Here is a 19,255-nt window from a genome sequence, read left to right as displayed (position 1 = left end):
AGGGTTCAGGCGCCGAGCAGGGCGTCGAGCTTGCCGGCGCGCTCCAGGGCGAACAGGTCGTCGCAGCCGCCGACATGGGTTTCGCCGATCCAGATCTGCGGCACCGAGGTGCGCCCGGCCTTGCGGGTCATCTCGGCGCGCACGGCCGGCTGGCCGTCCACGCTGATCTCGCGAAAGGCCACGCCCTTGCCGCTCAGCAGCTGCTTGGCGCGGATGCAGTAGGGGCACCAGGCGCTGGAGTAGACGAGCACCTCGGGCATGTCACTTGACCACGGGCAGGTTGTCGCCACGCCAGCTGGCGATGCCGCCGCCCAGCTTGGCCGCGGTGTAGCCGGCCTTCTTCAGGTCGCGGGCGACGGAGCCGGCATGCTGGCCCATGGCATCGACCACGATGATGGTCTTGGCCTTGTGCTTCTCCAGCTCGGCGATGCGGCTGGCCAGCTTGTCGAAGGGGATGTTCAGCGCGTCGACGATGTGCCCGGCGGAGAAGTCCTTGTGGTTGCGCACATCCAGCACCACGGCCTGGTCGGCGTTGACCAGCGCGGTCAGCTCGCGGCTGGTCAGGCTCTGTCCGCCCTTGCGCAGCTCGGTGACGATCAGCAGCACCAGGAGGAAGACGAAGCATGCGCTCAGTACATAGTGATTAGTGGCAAATTCAATCAGTTGGGCCAGCATCGCGAGGTTCCAAAGCCTTAAAATGGCGGCCAGTATACACAGCCCCACAGGTCGGCCAAGCCCCGCCCGGCGGTGACGCCGCGGGCTTATGGCCGTAAAATGCGCGACCTTTTTTGATCACCCACAGCGAGCCAGCTTTCATGAGCGCGACGCCCAAACCCCTGGTCCTGATCATCCTCGACGGCTTCGGCCACAGCGACAGCCCCGAGTACAATGCCATCCATGCGGCCAACACCCCGGTGTACGACCGCCTGCGCGCCACCTACCCGCACGGCCTGATCTCGGGCTCGGGCATGGACGTGGGCCTGCCGGACGGCCAGATGGGCAACTCCGAGGTCGGCCACATGAACCTCGGCGCCGGCCGCGTGGTGTACCAGGACTTCACCCGGGTGACCAAGGCGATCCGCGACGGCGAGTTCTTCGAGAATGCCGAGATCAATCGCGCCGTGGACAAGGCCGTGAGCGCCGGCAAGGCCGTACACATCCTCGGCCTGCTGTCGGACGGCGGCGTGCACAGCCACCAGGACCACATCGTCGCCATGGCCGAGCTGGCCGCCCAGCGCGGCGCCGAGCGGATCTACCTGCACGCCTTCCTCGACGGCCGCGACACCCCGCCGAAGAGCGCCCAGCCGTCCATCGAGCTGCTCGACGCCACCTTCGCCCGCCTCGGCAAGGGCCACATCGCCAGCCTCACCGGCCGCTACTTCGCCATGGACCGCGACAACCGCTGGGACCGCGTCGAGCAGGCCTACCACCTGATCGTCGACGGCCGGGGCGAATTCAGCGCCGCCAGCGCCGTGGAGGGCCTGCAGGCCGCCTACGCGCGCGGCGAGAGCGACGAGTTCGTCAAGGCCACCACCATCGGTGCGCCGGTGCGGGTGGAAGACGGCGACGCGGTGATCTTCATGAACTTCCGCGCCGACCGCGCCCGCGAGCTGACCCGCGCCTTCGTCGAGGCCGACTTCCAGGAATTCCCCCGCCAGCGCGCCCCGCAGCTGGCCGGCTTCGTCATGCTCACCCAGTACGCCGCCAGCATCCCGGCGCCCAGCGCGTTCAAGCCGGAGGCCCTGACCAATGTGCTCGGCGAGTACCTGGCCAACAACGGCAAGACCCAGCTGCGCATCGCCGAGACCGAGAAGTACGCCCACGTCACCTTCTTCTTCTCCGGCGGCCGCGAGGAGCCCTTCGCCGGCGAGGAGCGCATCCTCATCCCCTCGCCCGACGTCGCCACCTACGACCTCAAGCCGGAGATGAGCGCCCCGGAAGTCACCGACCGCATCGTCGAGGCCATCCTCCAGCAGCGCTACGACGTGATAGTGGTCAACTACGCCAACGGCGACATGGTCGGCCACACCGGCGTATTCGCGGCCGCGGTCAAGGCCGTGGAGACCCTGGACAACTGCATGGGCCGCATCGTCGAGGCGCTGGACAAGGTCGGCGGCGAAGCGCTGATCACCGCCGACCACGGCAATGTCGAGCAGATGGAAGACGAGTGCACCGGCCAGGCGCACACCGCCCACACCTGCGAGCCGGTGCCCTTCATCTATGTCGGCAAGCGCCCGGCGACTGTACGCGCCGGCGGCGTGCTGGCCGACGTGGCGCCGACCCTGCTGACCCTGATGGGCCTGCCGGTGCCGGCGGAAATGACCGGCAAGACCATAGTCGAACTGCAATAACCCGGAGTAATCCGTGAAGCGCCCGTCGGCATTGGCCGGCGGGCGTTTTTTTTGCGCCACACCGCGGGCATACTAGGCCCTCCTTCGCTCCAGGTGCCGCATCGCCCATGTTCCGCGCCCTCGCCCTCGTACTCCTCGCCAGCCTGAGCGTCCCGGCCTTCGCCGACGACAAGGCGCAAACCCAGAAGCAGCTGGAAGCCGCCCGCGCCGACGTGGCCGAGCTGAAGAAGCTGCTGGAGAAGCTGCAACAGGAGAAATCCGGCGTGCAGAAGGAACTGCAGCGCACCGAGAAGGAGATGGGTGGCCTGGAGAAGCAGGTCAAGGGCCTGGAGAGCGAGCTGAAGAAGAGCGAGGAAGAGCTCGAGCGCCTCGACCAGGAGAAAAAAAAACTCCAGCAATCGCGCCTTGAACAGCAGCGTCTGATCGCCATCCAGGCCCGCGCCGCCTACCAGAGTGGCCAGCAGGAGTCCCTGCGCCTGCTGCTCAACCAGCAGCAGCCGGAACAGTTCTCGCGCACCCTCACCTACTACGACTACCTGGGCAAGGCCCGGGTCGAGCAGCTCGCCACCTTCAACGAGACCCTGCGCCAGCTGGCCAACGTGGAGAACGACATCGTCAGCCAGCAGGCTCGCCTGCAGGAGCAGAAGAGCGCCCTGGACAGCCGCCGCGAGCAGCTCGCGGCCGCCCGCAAGGAGCGCCAGAGCTCACTGGCCAAGCTGAACAAGGAGTACGGCGCCGGCGACCGCAAGCTCAAGGCGCGCCAGCAGGAGCAGGAACAGCTCACGCGGGTGCTCAAGACCATCGAGGAGACCCTCGCCCGCCAGGCCCGCGAAGCCGAGGAGGCACGCCGCCTGGCCGCCCAGCAGGCGCAGCAGGCGCGCAACCCGGCCAGCCGCCCGCTGCCGCTCGGCCCCGCGGTGTCCAGCGAGGGCGCCAACTTCGGCGGCCCCTTCGCCAAGGCCAAGGGCAAGCTGCCCTGGCCGGTCAACGGTCGCCTGGTGGCGCGCTACGGCTCGCCGCGCGACGGTGACGCGCGCGCCAAGTGGGATGGCGTGCTGATCGGCGCCAGTGCCGGCAGCCAGGTGCGTGCCGTGCACGGCGGCCGCGTGGTGTTCGCCGACTGGTTGCGCGGCGCCGGGCTTCTGGTCATCCTCGACCATGGCAATGGCTACCTGAGCCTGTACGGCCACAACCAGAGCCTGCTCAAGGACGCCGGCGACATCGTCAAGGCCGGCGAGGCCATCGCCACGGTCGGTACCAGCGGCGGCCAGGACACCCCGGCCCTGTACTTCGCCATCCGCCAGCAGGGTCGCCCGAGCGACCCGGCGCAGTGGTGCCGCGCGCAAGGATGACGGTCCGCGTACCGTCGGCGCCTCTTCATCATTGGGAGTTCACATGCAGCAATTCCGTCGCCTCACCCCCCTCGCCCTGGCCCTCGGCCTGCTGCTCGGCAGCCCCACCCTGCTGGCCGCCGAGGATGACGCCCCTGCCGTCGCGGTGGACAACGGCAAGGCGCCGCTGCCACTGGAGGAGCTGCGCACCTTCGCCGAAGTGATGGACCGCATCAAGGCCGCCTACGTCGAACCGGTGGACGACAAGACCCTGCTGGAGAACGCCATCAAGGGCATGCTCAGCAACCTCGACCCGCACTCCGCCTATCTGGAGCCGGAGGCCTTCGCCGAGCTGCAGGAGAGCACCAGCGGCGAGTTCGGCGGCCTCGGCATCGAGGTCGGCACCGAGGACGGCTTCATCAAGGTGGTGTCGCCGATCGATGACACCCCCGCCTCCAAGGCCGGCATCCAGCCCGGCGACCTGATCGTCAAGATCGACGGCCAGCCGACCAAGGGCCTGTCGCTGATGGAGGCGGTGGACAAGATGCGCGGCAAGGCCGGCAGCACGATCAGCCTGACCCTGGTGCGCGAGGGCGGCCGCCCCTTCGACGTCGAGCTGACCCGCGCGGTGATCAAGGTCAAGAGCGTGAAGAGCCAGCTGCTCGACGACGGCTACGGCCTGATCCGCATCACCCAGTTCCAGATCAACACCGGCGAGGAAGTCGGCAAGGCCCTGGCCAAGCTGCGCAAGGACAACGGCAAGAAGCTGCGCGGCCTGGTGCTGGACCTGCGCAACAACCCCGGCGGCGTGCTGCAGGCGGCGGTGGAGGTGTCCGACCACTTCCTCAAGAAGGGCCTGATCGTCTACACCGAGGGCCGCATCGCCAACTCCGAGCTGCGCTTCAATGCCGACCCGGCCGACGCCAGCGAGGGCGTGCCGCTGGTGGTACTGATCAACGGCGGCAGTGCCTCGGCCTCGGAGATCGTCGCCGGCGCCCTGCAGGACCACAAGCGCGGCGTGCTGATGGGCACCGACAGCTTCGGCAAGGGCTCGGTGCAGACCGTGCTGCCGCTGAACAACGACCGCGCCCTGAAGCTGACCACCGCCCTCTACTTCACCCCCAACGGCCGCTCCATCCAGGCCCAGGGCATAGTCCCGGACATCGAGGTGGCCCGTGCCAAGGTGACCCGCGAGGCGGACGGCGAGCTGGTCAAGGAAGCCGACCTGGCCGGCCACCTGGGCAACGGCAATGGCGGCGCGGACAAGCCGAGCAATGGCAAGAAAGTCCAGGCCCCGCGCCCGCAGGACGACGACTACCAGCTGAGCCAGGCCCTCAACCTGCTCAAGGGGCTGAACGTCACCCGCGGCGAGTGAGCCGGGCGGCAGAAATGAAAAACCCGGGCAAGCCCGGGTTTTTTCTTGTCGGCGCCGTTACTCGACGTACTTCTGGAAGATCTTGTCCACGGTGCCGTCGGCGCGCAGGCCGTCGAGGGCCTTCTGCAGGCGCTCGATCACCTCGTCCGGGGTCTCCGGGTTGAGCGCCAGGTAGAGCTGGGCACTGTCGAAGCGCAGCACGGTCTTCAGACCGGTCACGCCCTCCTGCTTGGCCAGGTAGCGCCCGGCGGGGTCGCCGGTGGCCCACAGGTCGATCTTGCCGTCGACCAGCTTGCGCGCGTTCTCCTGATCGCGGAACGAGCTGATCGGCTGCAGGCCCTGCTTGAGCAGGTGCTCCTCGATGGCGTCGCCCTTGTAGGCACCGACCCGGTACGACTTGGCCTGCTCCAGGCTGAGCAGATTGATGTTGCTGTCGGCCTTGGCCAGCATCACCCAGTCATCCGGCCCGATGGGGCCGACCCACTTGAACAGCTTCTCCCGCTCCGGCAGCTTGGCCGCGACGAACACCCCGTGGTTGGGCATTTCCAGGGCCATCTTGTAGATCCGCGCCCAGGGGAAGCGCAGGGTCATGTGGTAGGCAATGCCGGCCTTCTTGAAGGTCTCGCGCACCACTTCCACGGCGATGCCGTCGAGGTTCTCCTCGCGCGCATAGTTCTTGCCGTTGGTCGCCATGTTGTAGGGCGGGAAGTTCTCGGTGAGCAGCACCACCCGGTAGTCGGCGGGGAGTTCGGCTCGCGCCAGGCTGGAGCACAGCAGGCCCACGCCGAGAAGCAGCAGGGTCAGTCGCTTCGACAACATTTGCGGTTCCTTGAGTCGGGAGAGGCGTGCCCGGCGGCCGGTGCTGGTCCGCCCCGGGCGGGCTGAAGGTTAGCACGAACCCCGCTGCCGGCGAAAAACCGCCGGCAGCGGGCCGAGCGCCGCCACAGCGGCGGGCGCTTACAGGTAGCTGCCGGTGATCTGGTCGACGAAGCCCTCGCTGCGCAGCTCGTCCAGGGCCTTCTGCAGGCGCTGCACCACTTCGTCCGGGGTTTCCTTGTTCAGCGCCAGGTACAGTTCGGCGCTGTTGAAGCGCAGCACCACCTGCAAGCCGCTGACGCCCTCCTGGCGCGCCAGGTAGCGACCGACCGGGTCGGTGGTGGCCCACAGGTCGATCTTGCCGTTCATCAGCTTGGCCACGTTCTCCTGGTCACGCAGGGAGTTGATCGGCTTGAGCTTCTTGCTCTCCAGATGCTGGCTGACGGCATCGTTGGTGTAGGCGCCGATCTTGTACTGGGCCGCCTCTTCCAGGCTGTTCAGCTTGATCTCGCTGCCGGGCGCGGCGAGCAGCACCCACTCGCTCTTGGCCAGCGGGCCGACCCACTTGAACAGCGGCTTGCGCTCCTCGGTGTAGGTGGTGGAGAACAGACCGTAGTTGGGTTTGTCCAGGGTCAGGCGATAGATGCGGTCCCAGGGGAAACGCAGGCTGAGGTTGTAGCCGATGCCGGCACGCTTGAACATCTCGCGGGCGATATCGGCGCTGATGCCGTCGATGTTGTCGTCGCGGGCGAAGTTCTTCTCGTCGATGGCCATGTTGAACGGCGGGAAGTTCTCCGTCAGCAGGATCACCTTGTAGTCTTCGGAGAGTTCGGCGTGGGCGCCGCCGGCCAGCAGGAGCAGGCCGAGGGCGAGGCCCTTCTTCAGATTGTTCAGCATTGCAGTACAGCTCCAGAGTTGTGGTTGTTTTGGCGACTTCATCTGCAAATGGCCACCCACAGGGCCTTGCACCCCCGGATGGTCTTCGACCGGCAGACTGACCGGCGCAGTTGGAAGCGGGCATAGTGCCACGTCAGCGGCCAACTACGTTGAACTGCCTCACGCCGGCGGTCGCCGGATGAGTCGCGCGCGCCCAATGGCAGGCAAGAAACGAACCAATGGTCCGGCGCCATATGAAAACGCCCGCACAAGGCGGGCGTCGGACCAGCAACGGTGATCAGCGCACCACGATGCCGCGGCTGGCCAGATAGGCCTTGGCCTCGGGCACGCTGTATTCGCCGAAGTGGAAGATGCTGGCGGCCAGCACGGCATCGGCCTTGCCCTCGAGGATGCCGGCAGCCAGGTGCTCCAGGTTGCCGACGCCGCCGGAGGCGATCACCGGCACATTCACCGCCTCGCTGATGGCGCGGGTCACGCCCAGGTCGTAGCCGCTCTTCACGCCGTCCTGATCCATGCTGGTCAGCAGGATCTCGCCGGCGCCGAGATCTTCCATCTTCTTCGCCCAGGCCACGGCATCCAGGCCGGTCGGCTTGCGCCCGCCGTGGGTGAAGATCTCCCAGCGGCCCGGGGCGACTTTCTTGGCGTCGATGGCGACGACGATGCACTGCGAGCCGAAACGCGCGGCAGCCTCGCCGACGAACTCCGGATTGAACACCGCGGCGGTGTTGATCGAGACCTTGTCGGCACCGGCGTTGAGCAGGTTGCGGATGTCCTGCACGGTACGCACACCACCACCGACAGTGAGTGGGATAAACACCTGACTGGCCATGCGCTCCACCGTGTGCAGGGTGGTGTCGCGGCCGTCGACGCTGGCGGTGATGTCGAGGAAGGTGATCTCGTCGGCGCCCTGCTCGTCGTAGCGGCGGGCGATCTCCACCGGGTCGCCGGCGTCGCGGATGTTCTCGAACTTGACGCCCTTGACCACGCGGCCGTTGTCCACGTCCAAACACGGGATGATGCGTTTTGCCAGCGCCATCTCAGCAGTCCTCAGCCTTTGAAGGAATCGCAGAAGGCTTGCGCCTCGGCCACATCCAGGGTGCCTTCGTAGATGGCACGGCCGGTGATGGCGCCGATGATGCCGGGCGAGCGGGCCAGCAGCAGTTTCTCGATATCGCCGAGATTGTGGATGCCTCCGGAGGCGATCACCGGAATGCGGCTGGCTGCAGCCAGGGCCGCAGTGGCCTCGACGTTACAGCCCTGCATCATGCCGTCTTTGGCGATGTCGGTATAAACGATGGCGGATACGCCGTCGGCCTCGAAGCGCTTGGCCAGATCGGTCGCCTGCACGCTCGACACTTCGGCCCAGCCGTCGGTGGCGACGAAGCCATCCTTGGCATCCAGGCCGACGATGACCTTGCCCGGGAAGGCCTTGCATGCCTCGCTGACGAATTCCGGCTCTTTAACGGCCTTGGTGCCGATGATCACGTAGCTGACGCCGGCTTTGACGTAGTGCTCGATGGTTTCCAGGGTGCGGATCCCGCCGCCGATCTGGATCGGCAGGTTCGGGTAGCGCTTGGCGATCGCAGTGACCACCTCGCCGTTGACCGGCTGGCCCTCGAAGGCGCCGTTGAGGTCGACCAGGTGCAGGCGACGGCAGCCGCCCTCGACCCACTTGGCGGCCATGCTCACCGGGTCGTCGGAGAACACCGTGGAGTCTTCCATGCGGCCCTGGCGCAGGCGCACGCAAGCGCCGTCCTTGAGATCGATAGCGGGGATAATCAGCATTTCAGCAAGTCCTCAGACCGGGCCAGGTAACGGGCCCGGGATAAAACGAAAGCGGTTAGAGGCGGCCGTCCCAGCCGACGAAGTTCTGCAGCAGCTGCAGGCCGTGGGTATGGCTCTTCTCCGGGTGGAACTGCACGGCGAACTTCGAGCCTTCGGCCAGCGCCGCGGCGAAGTCCTTGCCGTAGTGGCCGCGGCCGACCACCTGGGCCGGGTTGCCGGCCTCGATGTAGTAGCTGTGCACGAAGTAGAAGCGGCCCATGTCCGGGATCTCGTGCCACAGCGGGTGGTCGACCACCTGCGCGACCTCGTTCCAGCCCATGTGCGGCACTTTCAGGTGCTCGCCGTCCTCATGCAAATCCTTGCCGAAGAAGCGCACCTGGCCGGGGAACAGACCGATGCAGTCGACGCCGCCGTTCTCCTCGCTGTGCTCCAGCAGGGCCTGCATGCCGACGCAGATGCCGAGGAACGGACGATCCTGGCTGACTTCGCGCACCAGCTCGTCGAAGCCCAGGCGCCTGATCTCGGCCATGCAGTCGCGGATCGCGCCGACGCCGGGGAACACCACGCGGTCGGCCTCGCGGATCACCGCGGCGTCACTGGTCACCAGCACCCGGCCGGCACCGACATGCTCGAGGGCCTTGGCCACCGAGTGCAGGTTGCCCATGCCGTAGTCGATTACTGCAACTGTCTGCATTTACAGGCAGCCCTTGGTCGACGGCATCTGCCCGGCCATGCGCGGGTCCAACTCGATAGCCATGCGCAGGGCGCGGCCGAAGGCCTTGAACACCGTCTCGATCTGGTGGTGGGTGTTGGTCCCGCGCAGGTTGTCGATGTGCAGCGACACCTGGGCGTGGTTGACGAAGCCCTGGAAGAACTCCTGGAACAGGTCCACGTCGAAGCCGCCGACCACCGCGCGGGTGAAGGGCACGTGCATCTGCAGCCCCGGGCGACCGGAGAAGTCGATCACCACGCGCGACAATGCCTCGTCCAGCGGCACGTAGGAGTGGCCGTAGCGGGTCATGCCCTTCTTGTCGCCGACGGCCTTGGCGAAGGCCTGGCCGAGGGTGATGCCGACGTCTTCCACGGTGTGGTGGTCGTCGATGTGCAGGTCGCCCTTGCAGTGGATGTCCAGGTCGATCAGGCCATGACGGGCGATCTGGTCGAGCATGTGCTCGAGGAAGGGCACGCCAATATCGAACTTGGCCTTGCCGGTGCCATCCAGGTTGATCGAGACCTTGATCTGGGTCTCCAGGGTGTTGCGCTCGACGGATGCCGTACGTTCGGCCATCTCCAGCTCCACAGGCTGCTCACGGGAAAAGGCCGCCATTATAGGCGGGCCGTGGCCTGGCCGGCTACCGGCGGCGGTCGGGGCGGGCTACCGGCGTGCCGGGCGCCGGCTTACACTGCGCCACCCGCCGCCCGAGGAAACCGCCATGCCCGTTCTGGTCGAAACCGTCAGCCGCCCGTCCAGCCAGGACCATATCGACCTGGGCAAGGTCTACGCCGACGCCCCGGACTGGCTGCTGGCGCCCTATGCCAGCGTCGACGCCCTGCTGGCCGACGGCATCGGCAGCGGCCAGCTGATCGCCGGACGCTTCAACGACCGCCTGCTCGGCGCCGCCCTGCTGCAGCGCGGCGATGACCACTGGCGCCTGTCGCACCTGTGCGTGCGCAAGGTCACGCGCAAGCGCGGCGTGGGCCGGCGCATCCTCGACGAAGCACGGCGCCTGGCCCGCGAGGCTGGCAAGCCGCTGCACCTGGCGGCGCCCCGCGATCACCTGGAAAGCCAGGCCCTGGCCGCGCGAACCGGCCTGCCGCTGGACGACCTGTAGGAACCAGCACCGTAGCCCGGATAACATTCGGGAACCGGCAACTATCCCCGGATTTCATCCGGGCTACGCCTGCGCCATCTGCGGCCGCGCCGCCAGCCAGACCAGCCACAGCAGGCTGGCCGCGCACAATCCGGCCAGGCCCAGGCCGAACAGCTACTGCGCCGGCGCCAGCCACAGTCCCCAGGCCAGGGCGAACGCTGCCAGCAGCGCCAGGCGCACGGCCTCCAGCCGCCACAGCGCGCGCCGCCCCTCGAACAGCCAACCCAGACTGACACAGCCGAACAGGATCAGCGGTCCGAGCAGCAGCGGCAGCAGCCAGCCTGCCTGCTTGACGCTGGCCAGGTAGACCAGGGTCAGGGCATTGATCGCCACGAACTGGGCAAAGGCGTACCAGCGCAGCCCGGTCTGGCTGGGGCAGTCGAACTTCTCCGAGCCCATCTTCGGCCACGGCCGCGCGCGCACATCCGCCGGGCGCCAACCGGTGGGCATCCACCACAGGCGCAGCTTGTCCCACCAGGAGCGGGTCGCGACTGCGTCGGCCCATAGCAGGCGCCACCAGGAGAACTGCAGGCGCAGCGGGTCGAAAGTGCGTACCGGGGTGGTCACGCCGTAGCGCACCGCCTCCGTCTCGTCGGCGAAGGTGCCGAACAGGCGGTCCCAGACGATGAATACGCCGCCGTGGTTCCGGTCGATGTAGCGATCGTTCTGGCCGTGGTGCACGCGGTGGTTGCTCGGCGTGACCATGAACCACTCCAGCACGCCCAGCCGCCCGACATGCTGCGAGTGAATCCAGAACTGGTACACCAGCTGCACCCCGAGCAACACCAGGAACAACGGCAGCGGCAGGCCGAGCAGCGCCAGCGGCAGGTAGAAGGGCCAGTCGAAGGCGGTCTGGAAGGCGCCCTTGCGCAGCGCCGTGGACAGGTTGAAGTCCTCGCTGGAATGGTGCGGCTGGTGCGCGCCCCACAGCAGGTTGTAGCGGTGCAGGCTGCGGTGCGCCCAATAGAAGCAGAAGTCCACGGCAACGAAGCCGAGCAGCCAGGTCCAGGGCGAGGCCGGATCGAGCGTCCACAGCCGCGCATGCTCGTACAGCCAGGCGTAGGGGACGACCAGCAGCAGGCGCAACGGCCCTTCCAGCAGCATGCGCAACACGGCGGTGTCGATGCTGGTCACCGCGTCGGCCAGGCGATAGGTATGCCGCCCGCTCCAGCGCTCGTAGGCGAGCTCCAGCAGGATCAGCAGGATATACAGCGGCACGGCCATTACCGCGACATTCATGGGCGAACCTCATCCGCAGGCGTTCAGCCAAGATTATCGCGGCCGGCGCGCGCCAACCCGGCGGATTCCGCCAAAGTGGCGCGCAGGCCGTGCCAGCGGCGTCAGTCGACCGCGATCTCGCGCGCCCGCGGCGTCGCCGTCTCGCGCTTGGGCAGGGTGAGGTTGAGCACGCCGTCGCGGTACTCGGCTTTGATCTGCGCCTCGTCGGCGTCGTCCGGCAGGCTGAAGCTGCGCGAGAAACTGCCGTAGAAGCGCTCGACGCGGTGCTGCTTCTTGTCCTTCTCCTCCTTCTCGAACTTGCGCTCGCCACTCAGGCGCAGCTGGTCGCCCTCGACCTTGACCTGAATGTCCTCGCGCTTGACACCGGCCAGCTCGGCCTTGATCAGGTAGGCCTGCGGGGTTTCACTGATGTCCACCGCCGGCGCCCAGTCGGCCGCGGTCATCAGCTCCTGGCTGGCGCCGCCCAGGCCTTTGCCCAGGCGCGGATAGTGATTGAAGAATTCCTCGAACTCGCGAAACGGATTCCAACGTGCAAGCGACATGATGGGCCTCCAGAGTCATCCAGGCAGCGGCCACACCGGCCGCCCTGTCACGCTAGAACAGCGCCGGCCGGCGATATTGACCTGCATCAAGGAGCCCCCCATGGACGCAGTGGCCGACCTGATCATCGGCACCGGCGCCAAGGAACCGGGCGCCGACTTGCCCATCCAAACCCCTGCCGGCGGCCAGCACGACCACCAGGTCGCCACCGCGCGGTGAAGCACAGCGGCGTTATACTCCCGCGCCTGACAGAAGAACTCCCACACAAGGACTGGTCCATGAAAGCCTTCGGCAAAATCCTGGGTCTGGTAATGCTCGGCCTGCTGCTGATCGTCATCGGCCTCGGCTTCGCCCTCACCCACCTGTTCGATCCCAACGACTACAAGGACGAGATCCAGCAGCTGGCCCGCGACAAGGCCAACCTCGAGCTGCAGCTCAAGGGCGACATCGGCTGGAGCCTGTTCCCCTGGCTCGGCCTGGAGCTGACCGACGCCACCCTGGCCAGTGCCGACACCCCGGACCAACCCCTCGCCAACCTGCGCCTGCTCGGCCTGTCGGTACGCGTGCTGCCGCTGCTGCGCCGCGAAGTGCAGATGAGCGACATCCGCGTCGACGGCCTCGACCTGACCCTGCAGCGCGACGACAAGGGCCGCGGCAACTGGGAAGGCATCGGCAAGCCGGCCAAGGCCGAGGCCAGCACCACCACGACGCAGCCCGCCGCGCAGACCGCCGACAGCGGCGCCAGCGAGCCGCAGCAGGACAGCCAGCCGCTCAAACTGGATATCGACAGCCTGACCGTCAGCAATTCGCGCATCGACTATCAGGACGCCAAGAGCGGCAAGCAGTTCAGCGCCGAGGGCATCGAGCTGACCACCGGCGCCATCCGCGAGGGCGCCGATATCCCGGTCAAGCTGCTGGCCTTCCTCGGCAGCAACCAGCCGGTGCTGCGCGCCAAGACCGAGCTGCAGGGCCTGCTGCGCTTCGAGCCGGAGCTCAAGCGCTACCAGCTGCAGGACCTCAAGCTGGCCGGCGAGGCCTCGGGCGAGCCCCTCAATGGCAAGACCCTGACCTTCGCCAGCCAGGGCCAGCTGCTGCTCGACCAGTCGGCCCAGGTGGCCGAGTGGACCGGCATCAAGCTGTCCGCCAACCAGCTGCGTGCCCTCGGCGAACTCAAGCTGCGCGACCTGGACAAGACCGCCCAGCTGGAAGGTAGCCTGTCGCTGGCGCAGTTCAACCTGCGCGAATTCCTCGACGGCATAGGCGTGGCCCTGCCGGCGATGCGCGACAACGGCACCCTGAGCCGCTTCGAGATGTCCGCGCGCCTGGCCGGCACGCCGAGCAGCCTCAGCTTCAACGACCTGGCCCTCAAGCTGGATGACAGCAGCTTCGCCGGCAGCCTGGCAGTCAGCGACTTCGCCCAGCAGGCCCTGCGCCTGCAGCTCAAGGGCGACAAGCTCGACCTCGACCGCTACCTGCCGCCGCAGGACAAGGACGCCAGCGCCGGCCAGGCACGCCAGAACGAGGTCAAGCAGGCCGTGGCCGCCGCCGGCAAGAGCGGCACCACCCCGCTGCCCAACGCACCCACCCAGCAGGCCTGGAGCAGCGCCCCCGCACTGCCGCTGGAGCAGCTGCGCAAGCTGGACCTGCAGGCCACTCTCGGCCTCGGCCAGCTGACCCTGAGCAAGCTGCCGATCGAGGACGCGCGTCTGGCCCTGACCGCCAAGGGCGGCCTGCTCGAGCTCAAGGAGCTGCGCGGCGACCTGCACGGCGGCGAGTTCGCCATGCAATCGCAGCTCGATGCGCGCCCGAACATTCCGCTGCTGACCGCCAGCCAGCAGCTCAAGCGCATCCCCGTGGAGAAGCTGATCGAGTCCCGCGGCGAGAAAGCCCCACTGCGCGGCCAGTTGGATCTCAACGCCGACCTGCGCACCCAGGGCAACAGCCAGAAGGCCTGGATCGACGGACTGAACGGCAAGGCCAACTTCAGCCTGAGCAACGGCGTGCTGGTCGACGCCAACCTGGAGCAGCAGCTGTGCCAGGGCATCGCCACCCTCAACCGCAAGTCGCTGTCCGGCGAACCGCGCGGCAAGGACACGCCCTTCGAGGAACTGCACGGCAACCTGAAGTTCACCAACGGCGTGGCCAGCAACCCCGACCTCAAGGCGCGCATCCCCGGCCTGACGGTCAATGGCGACGGCGATGTCGACCTGCGCGTGCTGGGCATGGACTACCGTGTCGGCATCGTCATCGAAGGCGACAAGACGGCCATGCCGGACCCGGCCTGCCAGGTCAACGAGCGCTACGTCGGCATCGAGTGGCCCCTGCTCTGCCGCGGCCCGCTGGAGCTGGGCGCCAAGGCCTGCCGCCTGGACAAGGCCGGGATGACCAAGGTCGCCGCCAAGCTGGCCGGCAACAAGCTGGAAGAGAAGATCGAGGAGAAGCTCGGCGACAAGGTCAGCCCCGAGCTGAAGGACGCGCTCAAGGGCCTGTTCAACCGATGAGCCCCGAGCAGTTCAGTGGCGCCGTGCTGGCCTGGTACGACCAGCACGGGCGCAAGGACCTGCCCTGGCAACAGGGCATCACACCCTACCGGGTATGGGTCTCGGAGATCATGCTGCAGCAGACCCAGGTCAGCACCGTGCTCGGCTACTTCGACCGCTTCATGGACGCCCTGCCAACGGTCGAAGCCCTGGCGGCCGCCCCCGAAGACGAAGTGCTGCACCTGTGGACCGGCCTCGGCTACTACACCCGCGCGCGCAACCTGCACAAGGCGGCCAAGCTGGTGGTGGAGCAGCATGGCGGCGAGTTCCCGCGCTCGGTCGAGCAACTGGCCGAGCTGCCCGGCATCGGCCGCTCCACCGCCGGCGCCATCGCCAGCCTGAGCATGGGCCTGCGTGCGCCGATCCTCGACGGCAACGTCAAGCGCGTGCTGGCCCGCTACCAGGCCCAGCAGGGCTATCCAGGCGAGCCCAAGGTGGCCGCGCAGCTGTGGCAACTGGCCGAGCATCTGACCCCGCACGAGCAGGTCAACCACTACACCCAGGCGATGATGGACCTGGGCGCCACCCTGTGCACCCGCAGCAAGCCGAGCTGCCTGCTGTGCCCGGTGCGCGCCGGCTGCCGCGCCCACCTGCTCGGCCGTGAAACCGACTTCCCCGAACCCAAGCCACGCAAGGCGCTGCCGCAGAAACGCACGCTGATGCCGCTGCTGGCCAACGCCGAGGGCGCCATCCTGCTCTACCGCCGCCCCTCCAGCGGTCTGTGGGGCGGCTTGTGGAGCCTGCCGGAACTGGACGACCTCGACGCCCTGGGCGAACTGGCACGCCAGCATGCCCTGCACCTGGGCGAGCCGCGCGAGCTGGCTGGGCTGACCCACACCTTCAGCCACTTCCAGCTGGCCATCGAACCCTGGCTGGTGCGCGTCGAGCAGGCCAGCCATGCCGTGGCCGAGGGCGACTGGCTCTGGTATAACCTCGCCACCCCGCCGCGCCTGGGCCTGGCCGCCCCGGTGAAGAAGCTCCTCAAGCGAGCCGCGCAAGAACTGAATGCAGGAGAAGCCTCATGAGCCGCACCGTCCACTGCCGCAAGTACAACGAAGAGCTGCCCGGCCTCGACCGCCCGCCCTACCCCGGCGCCAAGGGCCAGGACATCTACGACAACGTGTCGAAGAAGGCCTGGGACGAGTGGCAGGCACACCAGACCATGCTGATCAACGAGCGCCGGCTGAACATGATGAACGCCGAGGATCGCAAGTTCCTCCAGGCCGAGATGGACAAGTTCCTCTCCGGCGAGGACTACGCCAAGGCCGACGGCTACGTGCCGCCGAGCGCCTGATGCGAAGGCGGGACGGAAACCGCCCGCCGCCTCGCGAAAATTCGTAACCGCCCGTCTACGCTCAAATTTTTTTCATTCCCTCGCTTGACACTGCAAAGCCAAATCCGTTTAATGGCGCCCCGTTGCCCAGGTAGCTCAGTCGGTAGAGCAGGGGATTGAAAATCCCCGTGTCGGCGGTTCGATTCCGTCCCTGGGCACCAAAACTCCGAAAGCCCGCCTCCATGGCGGGCTTTCTGCTTTCCGCCTCCCGCCTTTGTGGAAGCCCCCCAGCAGCGGTGCAATACTCAGCCGAGCGCAGTCCAATCGGCCCCGGGTATCCCCTGATGACAGCCAGCTTCACGGTGGGACACAGCCCACTGCTTGCCGCCTCGCCCCTGTACGCCCGCCTCGTCCGCGAGGGCATCGCGCTGCGCTGCCTGGAAGCCGACACGAGCATCGCCCAGGACATCGAGGTGCTGCTGCTCGACGCCCCGCTGCTGCAAGCCAGGCCGCTGGCCGACTGGCAGGCATGCGGCGCCAGCCTGGTGGCCTTCGACGCCCCGCCCGGGGTGCTGCCGCTGCCCGGCGCGGCCAGCGAGGACGAGCTGCTCGCCCTGCTCGGCTTCGCCGCCGAGCAGTTCCGCCTCCGGCAGAAGACCGACCAGCTGGCTGCCGCCCTGCACGACAAGGACGGCGACCTGCAGAAGCTGGTCGATGTCGGCCTGGCACTGTCCGCCGAGAAGGACCTGGAGCGCCTGCTGAGCAAGATCCTCACCGAGGGCCGGCGCCTGTCCAACAGCGATGCCGCCTCGCTGTTCCTGGTCGACAAGAAGGGCGAGCAGCCGCAGCTGCTGTTCAAGCTGACGCAGAACAGCTCGCTGCCGACCCGCTTCCAGGAACAGCGCATGCCGCTGACCAAGGCCTCGATCGCCGGCTACGTGGCCCTGACCAGCACCGAGCTGAACATCGCCGACGCCTATGCCATCCCGGCCGACGCGCCCTACCGCTTCAACCGCTCGTTCGACATGCAGGTGGGCTACCGCACCATGTCGCTGCTGGCCATTCCCATGCTCAATCACCGTCACGAGGTGGTCGGCGTGCTGGAGTTCATCAACTGCCAGGACGACGCCGGCAGCGTCATCGCCTTCGACGAGGTGATGGCCGCCTCCCTGCGCGCCCTGGCCAGCCAGGCGGCGGTGGCCATCGAGAATCGCCAGCTGCTGGACGACATCAGCCAGCTGTTCGACGGTTTCGTGCAGGCCTCGGTGTTCGCCATCGAACAGCGCGACCCCACCTCGGCCGGCCATTCCTTCCGCGTCGCCGACCTGTGCATCGCCCTGGCCCGCCAGCTGCCGCTGGCGCCCATGGCCCACCTGCGCACCCAGGCGCTGGGCGACGAGGGCCTGCGCGAATTGCGCTACGCCGCGCTGCTGCACGACTTCGGCAAGGTCGGTGTGCGCGAGCACGTGCTGACCAAGGCCAAGAAGCTGCCGGAGCCGGTTGTCGACAACCTGCGCTACCGCGTGGCCCTGGCCAAGGAGAGCCTGCAGAACCAGACCCTGCGACGCATGCTCAACGCCTACCGGCAATACGGCGCGCTGGACGAGCAGCTGCGCCTGCAGTGGGAGCAGGAGCTGGCCGTCGAGTGCCAGCGGCTGGACCAGTACCTGCATGACATCCTCAAGGCCAACGAGCCGAGCGTGCTCACCGAGGGCGACTTCCAGCACCTGCAGGAGATCCAGGGCCACGTGGTGAAGAGCCATGACGACAGCCTGATCGGCCTGCTCTCGGAGAGCGAGTTCGGCGCCCTGGCCATCCGCCGCGGCAGCCTGACCCAGGAGGAGCGCGCGGAGATCGAGCGCCACGTGGTGCACACCCGCGACTTCCTCAAGCTGATCCCCTGGACCCCGGCGCTGCAGCGCATCCCCGAGATCGCCGCGGCGCACCACGAGAAGCTCGACGGCAGCGGCTACCCCAAGGGCCTGGCCGGCGAGCAGATTCCCTGCGGCTCGCGGATCATGACCATCTGCGACATCTACGACGCGCTGACCGCCTCGGACCGTCCGTACAAGCCGGCGGTGCCGGTGGAGCATGCGCTGGACATCCTCCAGGCGGAGGTCAGGAGCGGGCTGCTGGATGGCGACCTGGTGAGGGTATTCATCGACTCGCGCTGCTACCTCAATCCGGCCCAGAGTGCGGCGCTTCCCCCACCCTCGGCAGCGCCCAGCACGGCGCCGGCGTACGCCCACCACGTCTGCGACTACGAGCCCTGCGACAAGCACCGGCACTGAAGCACAAGGGGCGGCGCGCAGCCGCCCCGCGCCCCGCCCGATGCCTTACTTGGCCGACAGTGCCTTCTGGTAGCGCTGGTCCAGGGTCTGCTGGCTGCCACCGGCGGCCGCCTGGTCCAGGTACTGGTAGGTGGGCTCCAGGCGGGTCAGGCGATCGCCGATGTTCGGGTGCACCTTGAGGAAGGTCACCAGGGTCGCATCGTCCTGTTTCATGGTGCCGATGCCCTGCAGCACGGTGGCCAGGCCATAGGGATCGTAGCCGGCGCGAGCGGCGATCACCGCGCCCATCTGGTCTGCCTCGTACTCGTCGCCACGATCCAGGCCACGGGTATAGAGGTTGGTCACCAGCTGGTCGAACTGCTGGGTGGAGACGCTCGTGCCAGGGGCCGGTGCACTGGAGCCGGCCTGGCTGGCCTGCAGGGCCAGCCGCGACAGGTCGGTGAGCAGCCCGGCGCCGGCCTTCTGCTTGATCGCCGCCAGGTGGTGCCGCTGCACCACGTGCGCCACCTCGTGGGCCAGCACACCGGCCAGCTCGGCCTCGCTGTCCATCTGCGCGAGCATGCCGCTGGTGATGAACACATAGCCGCCAGGCGCCGCGTAGGCGCCGACCACGCTGCTGTCGAGCACGCCGAAACGCCACGGCAGGTCGGGCCGCTCGCTGTGCAGGGCGACCCAGCGGCCGACCTGGTTGACGTAGGCCTGAAGGGCAGGTGCATCGAGCAGGCGGGCCTGCTTGAGCAGCAGTTCGGCGGTGCTGGCGCCGATCACCAGTTCCTCGTCCTGGCTCTTCTCCCCCAGCTCGCCGAGGTTGCGCCCGGCACTGGCCAGCGGCGACAGGTCGACCCCCTGGATCTGCACGCCTTCGAGAACCTGTAGGCTTTCGCAGGCGGGCAGCGCGGCGCAGAGGGCAGCGAGCAGGGCGGTACGGCAAAGAATCTTGTGCATG

At 67.7% G+C, this 19,255-nt stretch carries 19 protein-coding genes and 1 tRNA gene; 9 read left to right on the top strand and 11 right to left on the bottom strand.

What is annotated here, in order from left to right; genetic code table 11:
- Positions 1–5 precede the first annotated feature (5 nt).
- Both grxC and DMO17_RS13305 read right to left on the bottom strand, forming a co-directional pair.
- Entirely contained in the window at positions 6–260 is a 255-nt protein-coding gene (gene grxC, locus DMO17_RS13310) for a glutaredoxin 3 (RefSeq protein WP_110682963.1), read from the bottom strand.
- Position 261: 1 nt separating this feature from the next.
- Positions 262–675, bottom strand: coding sequence for a rhodanese-like domain-containing protein (locus DMO17_RS13305; RefSeq protein ID WP_110682962.1), 414 nt, complete (start codon positions 673–675; stop codon positions 262–264).
- Positions 676–815: 140 nt separating this feature from the next.
- Between DMO17_RS13305 and gpmI the strand changes: the two genes are divergently transcribed.
- The 3 genes from gpmI (at position 816) to DMO17_RS13290 (ending at position 5,057) form a co-directional block, all read left to right on the top strand.
- Positions 816–2,351, top strand: a complete 1,536-nt coding sequence (gpmI, locus tag DMO17_RS13300) for a 2,3-bisphosphoglycerate-independent phosphoglycerate mutase (protein ID WP_110682961.1) — start codon at positions 816–818, stop codon at positions 2,349–2,351.
- 107 nt (positions 2,352–2,458) lie between these two features.
- The gene (locus DMO17_RS13295; RefSeq protein WP_110682960.1) at positions 2,459–3,703 is read left to right on the top strand and encodes a murein hydrolase activator EnvC family protein; all 1,245 of its coding nucleotides are present in this window, start codon (positions 2,459–2,461) and stop codon (positions 3,701–3,703) included.
- Between the two features lie 43 nt (positions 3,704–3,746).
- Positions 3,747–5,057 carry a S41 family peptidase gene (locus DMO17_RS13290; protein ID WP_110682959.1) on the top strand — a complete coding sequence of 437 codons (1,311 nt, stop codon included), beginning with the start codon at positions 3,747–3,749 and terminating at the stop codon, positions 5,055–5,057.
- Between the two features lie 57 nt (positions 5,058–5,114).
- On the opposite strand, the gene DMO17_RS13285 is transcribed toward DMO17_RS13290, so the two are convergent.
- The 6 genes from DMO17_RS13285 to hisB all read right to left on the bottom strand — a co-directional run bounded on the left by DMO17_RS13285 (position 5,115) and on the right by hisB (position 9,843).
- Positions 5,115–5,873, bottom strand: a complete 759-nt coding sequence (locus DMO17_RS13285; protein WP_110683036.1) for a substrate-binding periplasmic protein — start codon at positions 5,871–5,873, stop codon at positions 5,115–5,117.
- Positions 5,874–6,014: 141 nt separating this feature from the next.
- A complete protein-coding gene (locus tag DMO17_RS13280) occupies positions 6,015–6,770 on the bottom strand; it encodes a substrate-binding periplasmic protein (RefSeq protein WP_110682958.1) in 756 nt (251 codons plus the stop codon).
- Positions 6,771–7,047: 277 nt separating this feature from the next.
- Complete coding sequence (gene hisF / locus DMO17_RS13275; RefSeq protein WP_110682957.1) at positions 7,048–7,806, bottom strand: imidazole glycerol phosphate synthase subunit HisF; 759 nt, start codon at positions 7,804–7,806, stop codon at positions 7,048–7,050.
- 11 nt (positions 7,807–7,817) lie between these two features.
- Positions 7,818–8,555, bottom strand: a complete 738-nt coding sequence (gene hisA, locus DMO17_RS13270; RefSeq protein ID WP_110682956.1) for a 1-(5-phosphoribosyl)-5-[(5-phosphoribosylamino)methylideneamino]imidazole-4-carboxamide isomerase — start codon at positions 8,553–8,555, stop codon at positions 7,818–7,820.
- 55 nt (positions 8,556–8,610) lie between these two features.
- Entirely contained in the window at positions 8,611–9,249 is a 639-nt protein-coding gene (gene hisH, locus DMO17_RS13265; RefSeq protein WP_110682955.1) for an imidazole glycerol phosphate synthase subunit HisH, read from the bottom strand.
- A complete protein-coding gene (gene hisB, locus DMO17_RS13260) occupies positions 9,250–9,843 on the bottom strand; it encodes an imidazoleglycerol-phosphate dehydratase HisB (protein WP_110682954.1) in 594 nt (197 codons plus the stop codon).
- Between the two features lie 145 nt (positions 9,844–9,988).
- Here hisB and DMO17_RS13255 point away from each other — a divergent pair, with 145 nt between their 5' ends.
- Positions 9,989–10,387 (top strand): acetyl-CoA sensor PanZ family protein, encoded by a 399-nt coding sequence (locus DMO17_RS13255; protein WP_110682953.1) that lies wholly within the window; start codon positions 9,989–9,991, stop codon positions 10,385–10,387.
- A 153-nt stretch (positions 10,388–10,540) separates the two neighbouring features.
- Here the strand turns inward: DMO17_RS13255 and DMO17_RS13250 are convergent, their stop codons facing one another.
- Positions 10,541–11,665, bottom strand: a complete 1,125-nt coding sequence (locus tag DMO17_RS13250; RefSeq protein WP_110682952.1) for a sterol desaturase family protein — start codon at positions 11,663–11,665, stop codon at positions 10,541–10,543.
- Positions 11,666–11,766: 101 nt separating this feature from the next.
- Positions 11,767–12,207, bottom strand: coding sequence for an Hsp20/alpha crystallin family protein (locus tag DMO17_RS13245; RefSeq protein WP_110682951.1), 441 nt, complete (start codon positions 12,205–12,207; stop codon positions 11,767–11,769).
- 276 nt (positions 12,208–12,483) lie between these two features.
- Between DMO17_RS13245 and DMO17_RS13240 the strand changes: the two genes are divergently transcribed.
- The 5 genes from DMO17_RS13240 to DMO17_RS13220 all read left to right on the top strand — a co-directional run bounded on the left by DMO17_RS13240 (position 12,484) and on the right by DMO17_RS13220 (position 18,309).
- Positions 12,484–14,706, top strand: a complete 2,223-nt coding sequence (locus tag DMO17_RS13240) for an AsmA family protein (protein WP_110682950.1) — start codon at positions 12,484–12,486, stop codon at positions 14,704–14,706.
- The gene (gene mutY, locus DMO17_RS13235) at positions 14,703–15,770 is read left to right on the top strand and encodes an A/G-specific adenine glycosylase (protein WP_110682949.1); all 1,068 of its coding nucleotides are present in this window, start codon (positions 14,703–14,705) and stop codon (positions 15,768–15,770) included. Before DMO17_RS13240 ends, mutY begins: the two co-directional genes overlap by 4 nt.
- Positions 15,767–16,039, top strand: coding sequence for an oxidative damage protection protein (locus tag DMO17_RS13230; RefSeq protein ID WP_110682948.1), 273 nt, complete (start codon positions 15,767–15,769; stop codon positions 16,037–16,039). Before mutY ends, DMO17_RS13230 begins: the two co-directional genes overlap by 4 nt.
- 124 nt (positions 16,040–16,163) lie before the next feature.
- A tRNA-Phe gene (locus DMO17_RS13225) sits at positions 16,164–16,239 on the top strand.
- Between the two features lie 123 nt (positions 16,240–16,362).
- Positions 16,363–18,309: an HD family phosphohydrolase gene (locus DMO17_RS13220; protein WP_181418785.1), complete on the top strand. Its 1,947-nt coding sequence runs from the start codon at positions 16,363–16,365 to the stop codon at positions 18,307–18,309.
- A 45-nt stretch (positions 18,310–18,354) separates the two neighbouring features.
- Here DMO17_RS13220 and DMO17_RS13215 read toward each other — a convergent pair whose 3' ends face one another.
- On the bottom strand, positions 18,355–19,254 hold the full coding sequence (locus DMO17_RS13215; protein WP_110682946.1) for a M48 family metalloprotease: 900 nt from the start codon (positions 19,252–19,254) through the stop codon (positions 18,355–18,357).
- Position 19,255: the final 1 nt, after the last annotated feature.

The sequence above is a fragment of the Aquipseudomonas alcaligenes genome (assembly GCF_003205495.1).
In the GTDB taxonomy this organism is placed as follows: domain Bacteria; phylum Pseudomonadota; class Gammaproteobacteria; order Pseudomonadales; family Pseudomonadaceae; genus Aquipseudomonas; species Aquipseudomonas alcaligenes_B.
The sequence above is the reverse complement of the archived record's forward strand: the minus strand, read 5'-3'. Positions and strand labels throughout refer to the sequence as shown.

Coding starts and splice junctions, on each gene's coding strand:
- grxC (WP_110682963.1), bottom strand. CDS start 260: ATGCCCGAGGTGCTCGTCTACTCCAGCGCCTGGTGCCCCTACTGCATC.
- DMO17_RS13305 (WP_110682962.1), bottom strand. CDS start 675: ATGCTGGCCCAACTGATTGAATTTGCCACTAATCACTATGTACTGAGC.
- gpmI (WP_110682961.1), top strand. CDS start 816: ATGAGCGCGACGCCCAAACCCCTGGTCCTGATCATCCTCGACGGCTTC.
- DMO17_RS13295 (WP_110682960.1), top strand. CDS start 2,459: ATGTTCCGCGCCCTCGCCCTCGTACTCCTCGCCAGCCTGAGCGTCCCG.
- DMO17_RS13290 (WP_110682959.1), top strand. CDS start 3,747: ATGCAGCAATTCCGTCGCCTCACCCCCCTCGCCCTGGCCCTCGGCCTG.
- DMO17_RS13280 (WP_110682958.1), bottom strand. CDS start 6,770: ATGCTGAACAATCTGAAGAAGGGCCTCGCCCTCGGCCTGCTCCTGCTG.
- hisF (WP_110682957.1), bottom strand. CDS start 7,806: ATGGCGCTGGCAAAACGCATCATCCCGTGTTTGGACGTGGACAACGGC.
- hisA (WP_110682956.1), bottom strand. CDS start 8,555: ATGCTGATTATCCCCGCTATCGATCTCAAGGACGGCGCTTGCGTGCGC.
- hisH (WP_110682955.1), bottom strand. CDS start 9,249: ATGCAGACAGTTGCAGTAATCGACTACGGCATGGGCAACCTGCACTCG.
- hisB (WP_110682954.1), bottom strand. CDS start 9,843: ATGGCCGAACGTACGGCATCCGTCGAGCGCAACACCCTGGAGACCCAG.
- DMO17_RS13255 (WP_110682953.1), top strand. CDS start 9,989: ATGCCCGTTCTGGTCGAAACCGTCAGCCGCCCGTCCAGCCAGGACCAT.
- DMO17_RS13250 (WP_110682952.1), bottom strand. CDS start 11,665: ATGAATGTCGCGGTAATGGCCGTGCCGCTGTATATCCTGCTGATCCTG.
- DMO17_RS13245 (WP_110682951.1), bottom strand. CDS start 12,207: ATGTCGCTTGCACGTTGGAATCCGTTTCGCGAGTTCGAGGAATTCTTC.
- DMO17_RS13240 (WP_110682950.1), top strand. CDS start 12,484: ATGAAAGCCTTCGGCAAAATCCTGGGTCTGGTAATGCTCGGCCTGCTG.
- mutY (WP_110682949.1), top strand. CDS start 14,703: ATGAGCCCCGAGCAGTTCAGTGGCGCCGTGCTGGCCTGGTACGACCAG.
- DMO17_RS13230 (WP_110682948.1), top strand. CDS start 15,767: ATGAGCCGCACCGTCCACTGCCGCAAGTACAACGAAGAGCTGCCCGGC.
- DMO17_RS13220 (WP_181418785.1), top strand. CDS start 16,363: ATGACAGCCAGCTTCACGGTGGGACACAGCCCACTGCTTGCCGCCTCG.
- DMO17_RS13215 (WP_110682946.1), bottom strand. CDS start 19,254: ATGCACAAGATTCTTTGCCGTACCGCCCTGCTCGCTGCCCTCTGCGCC.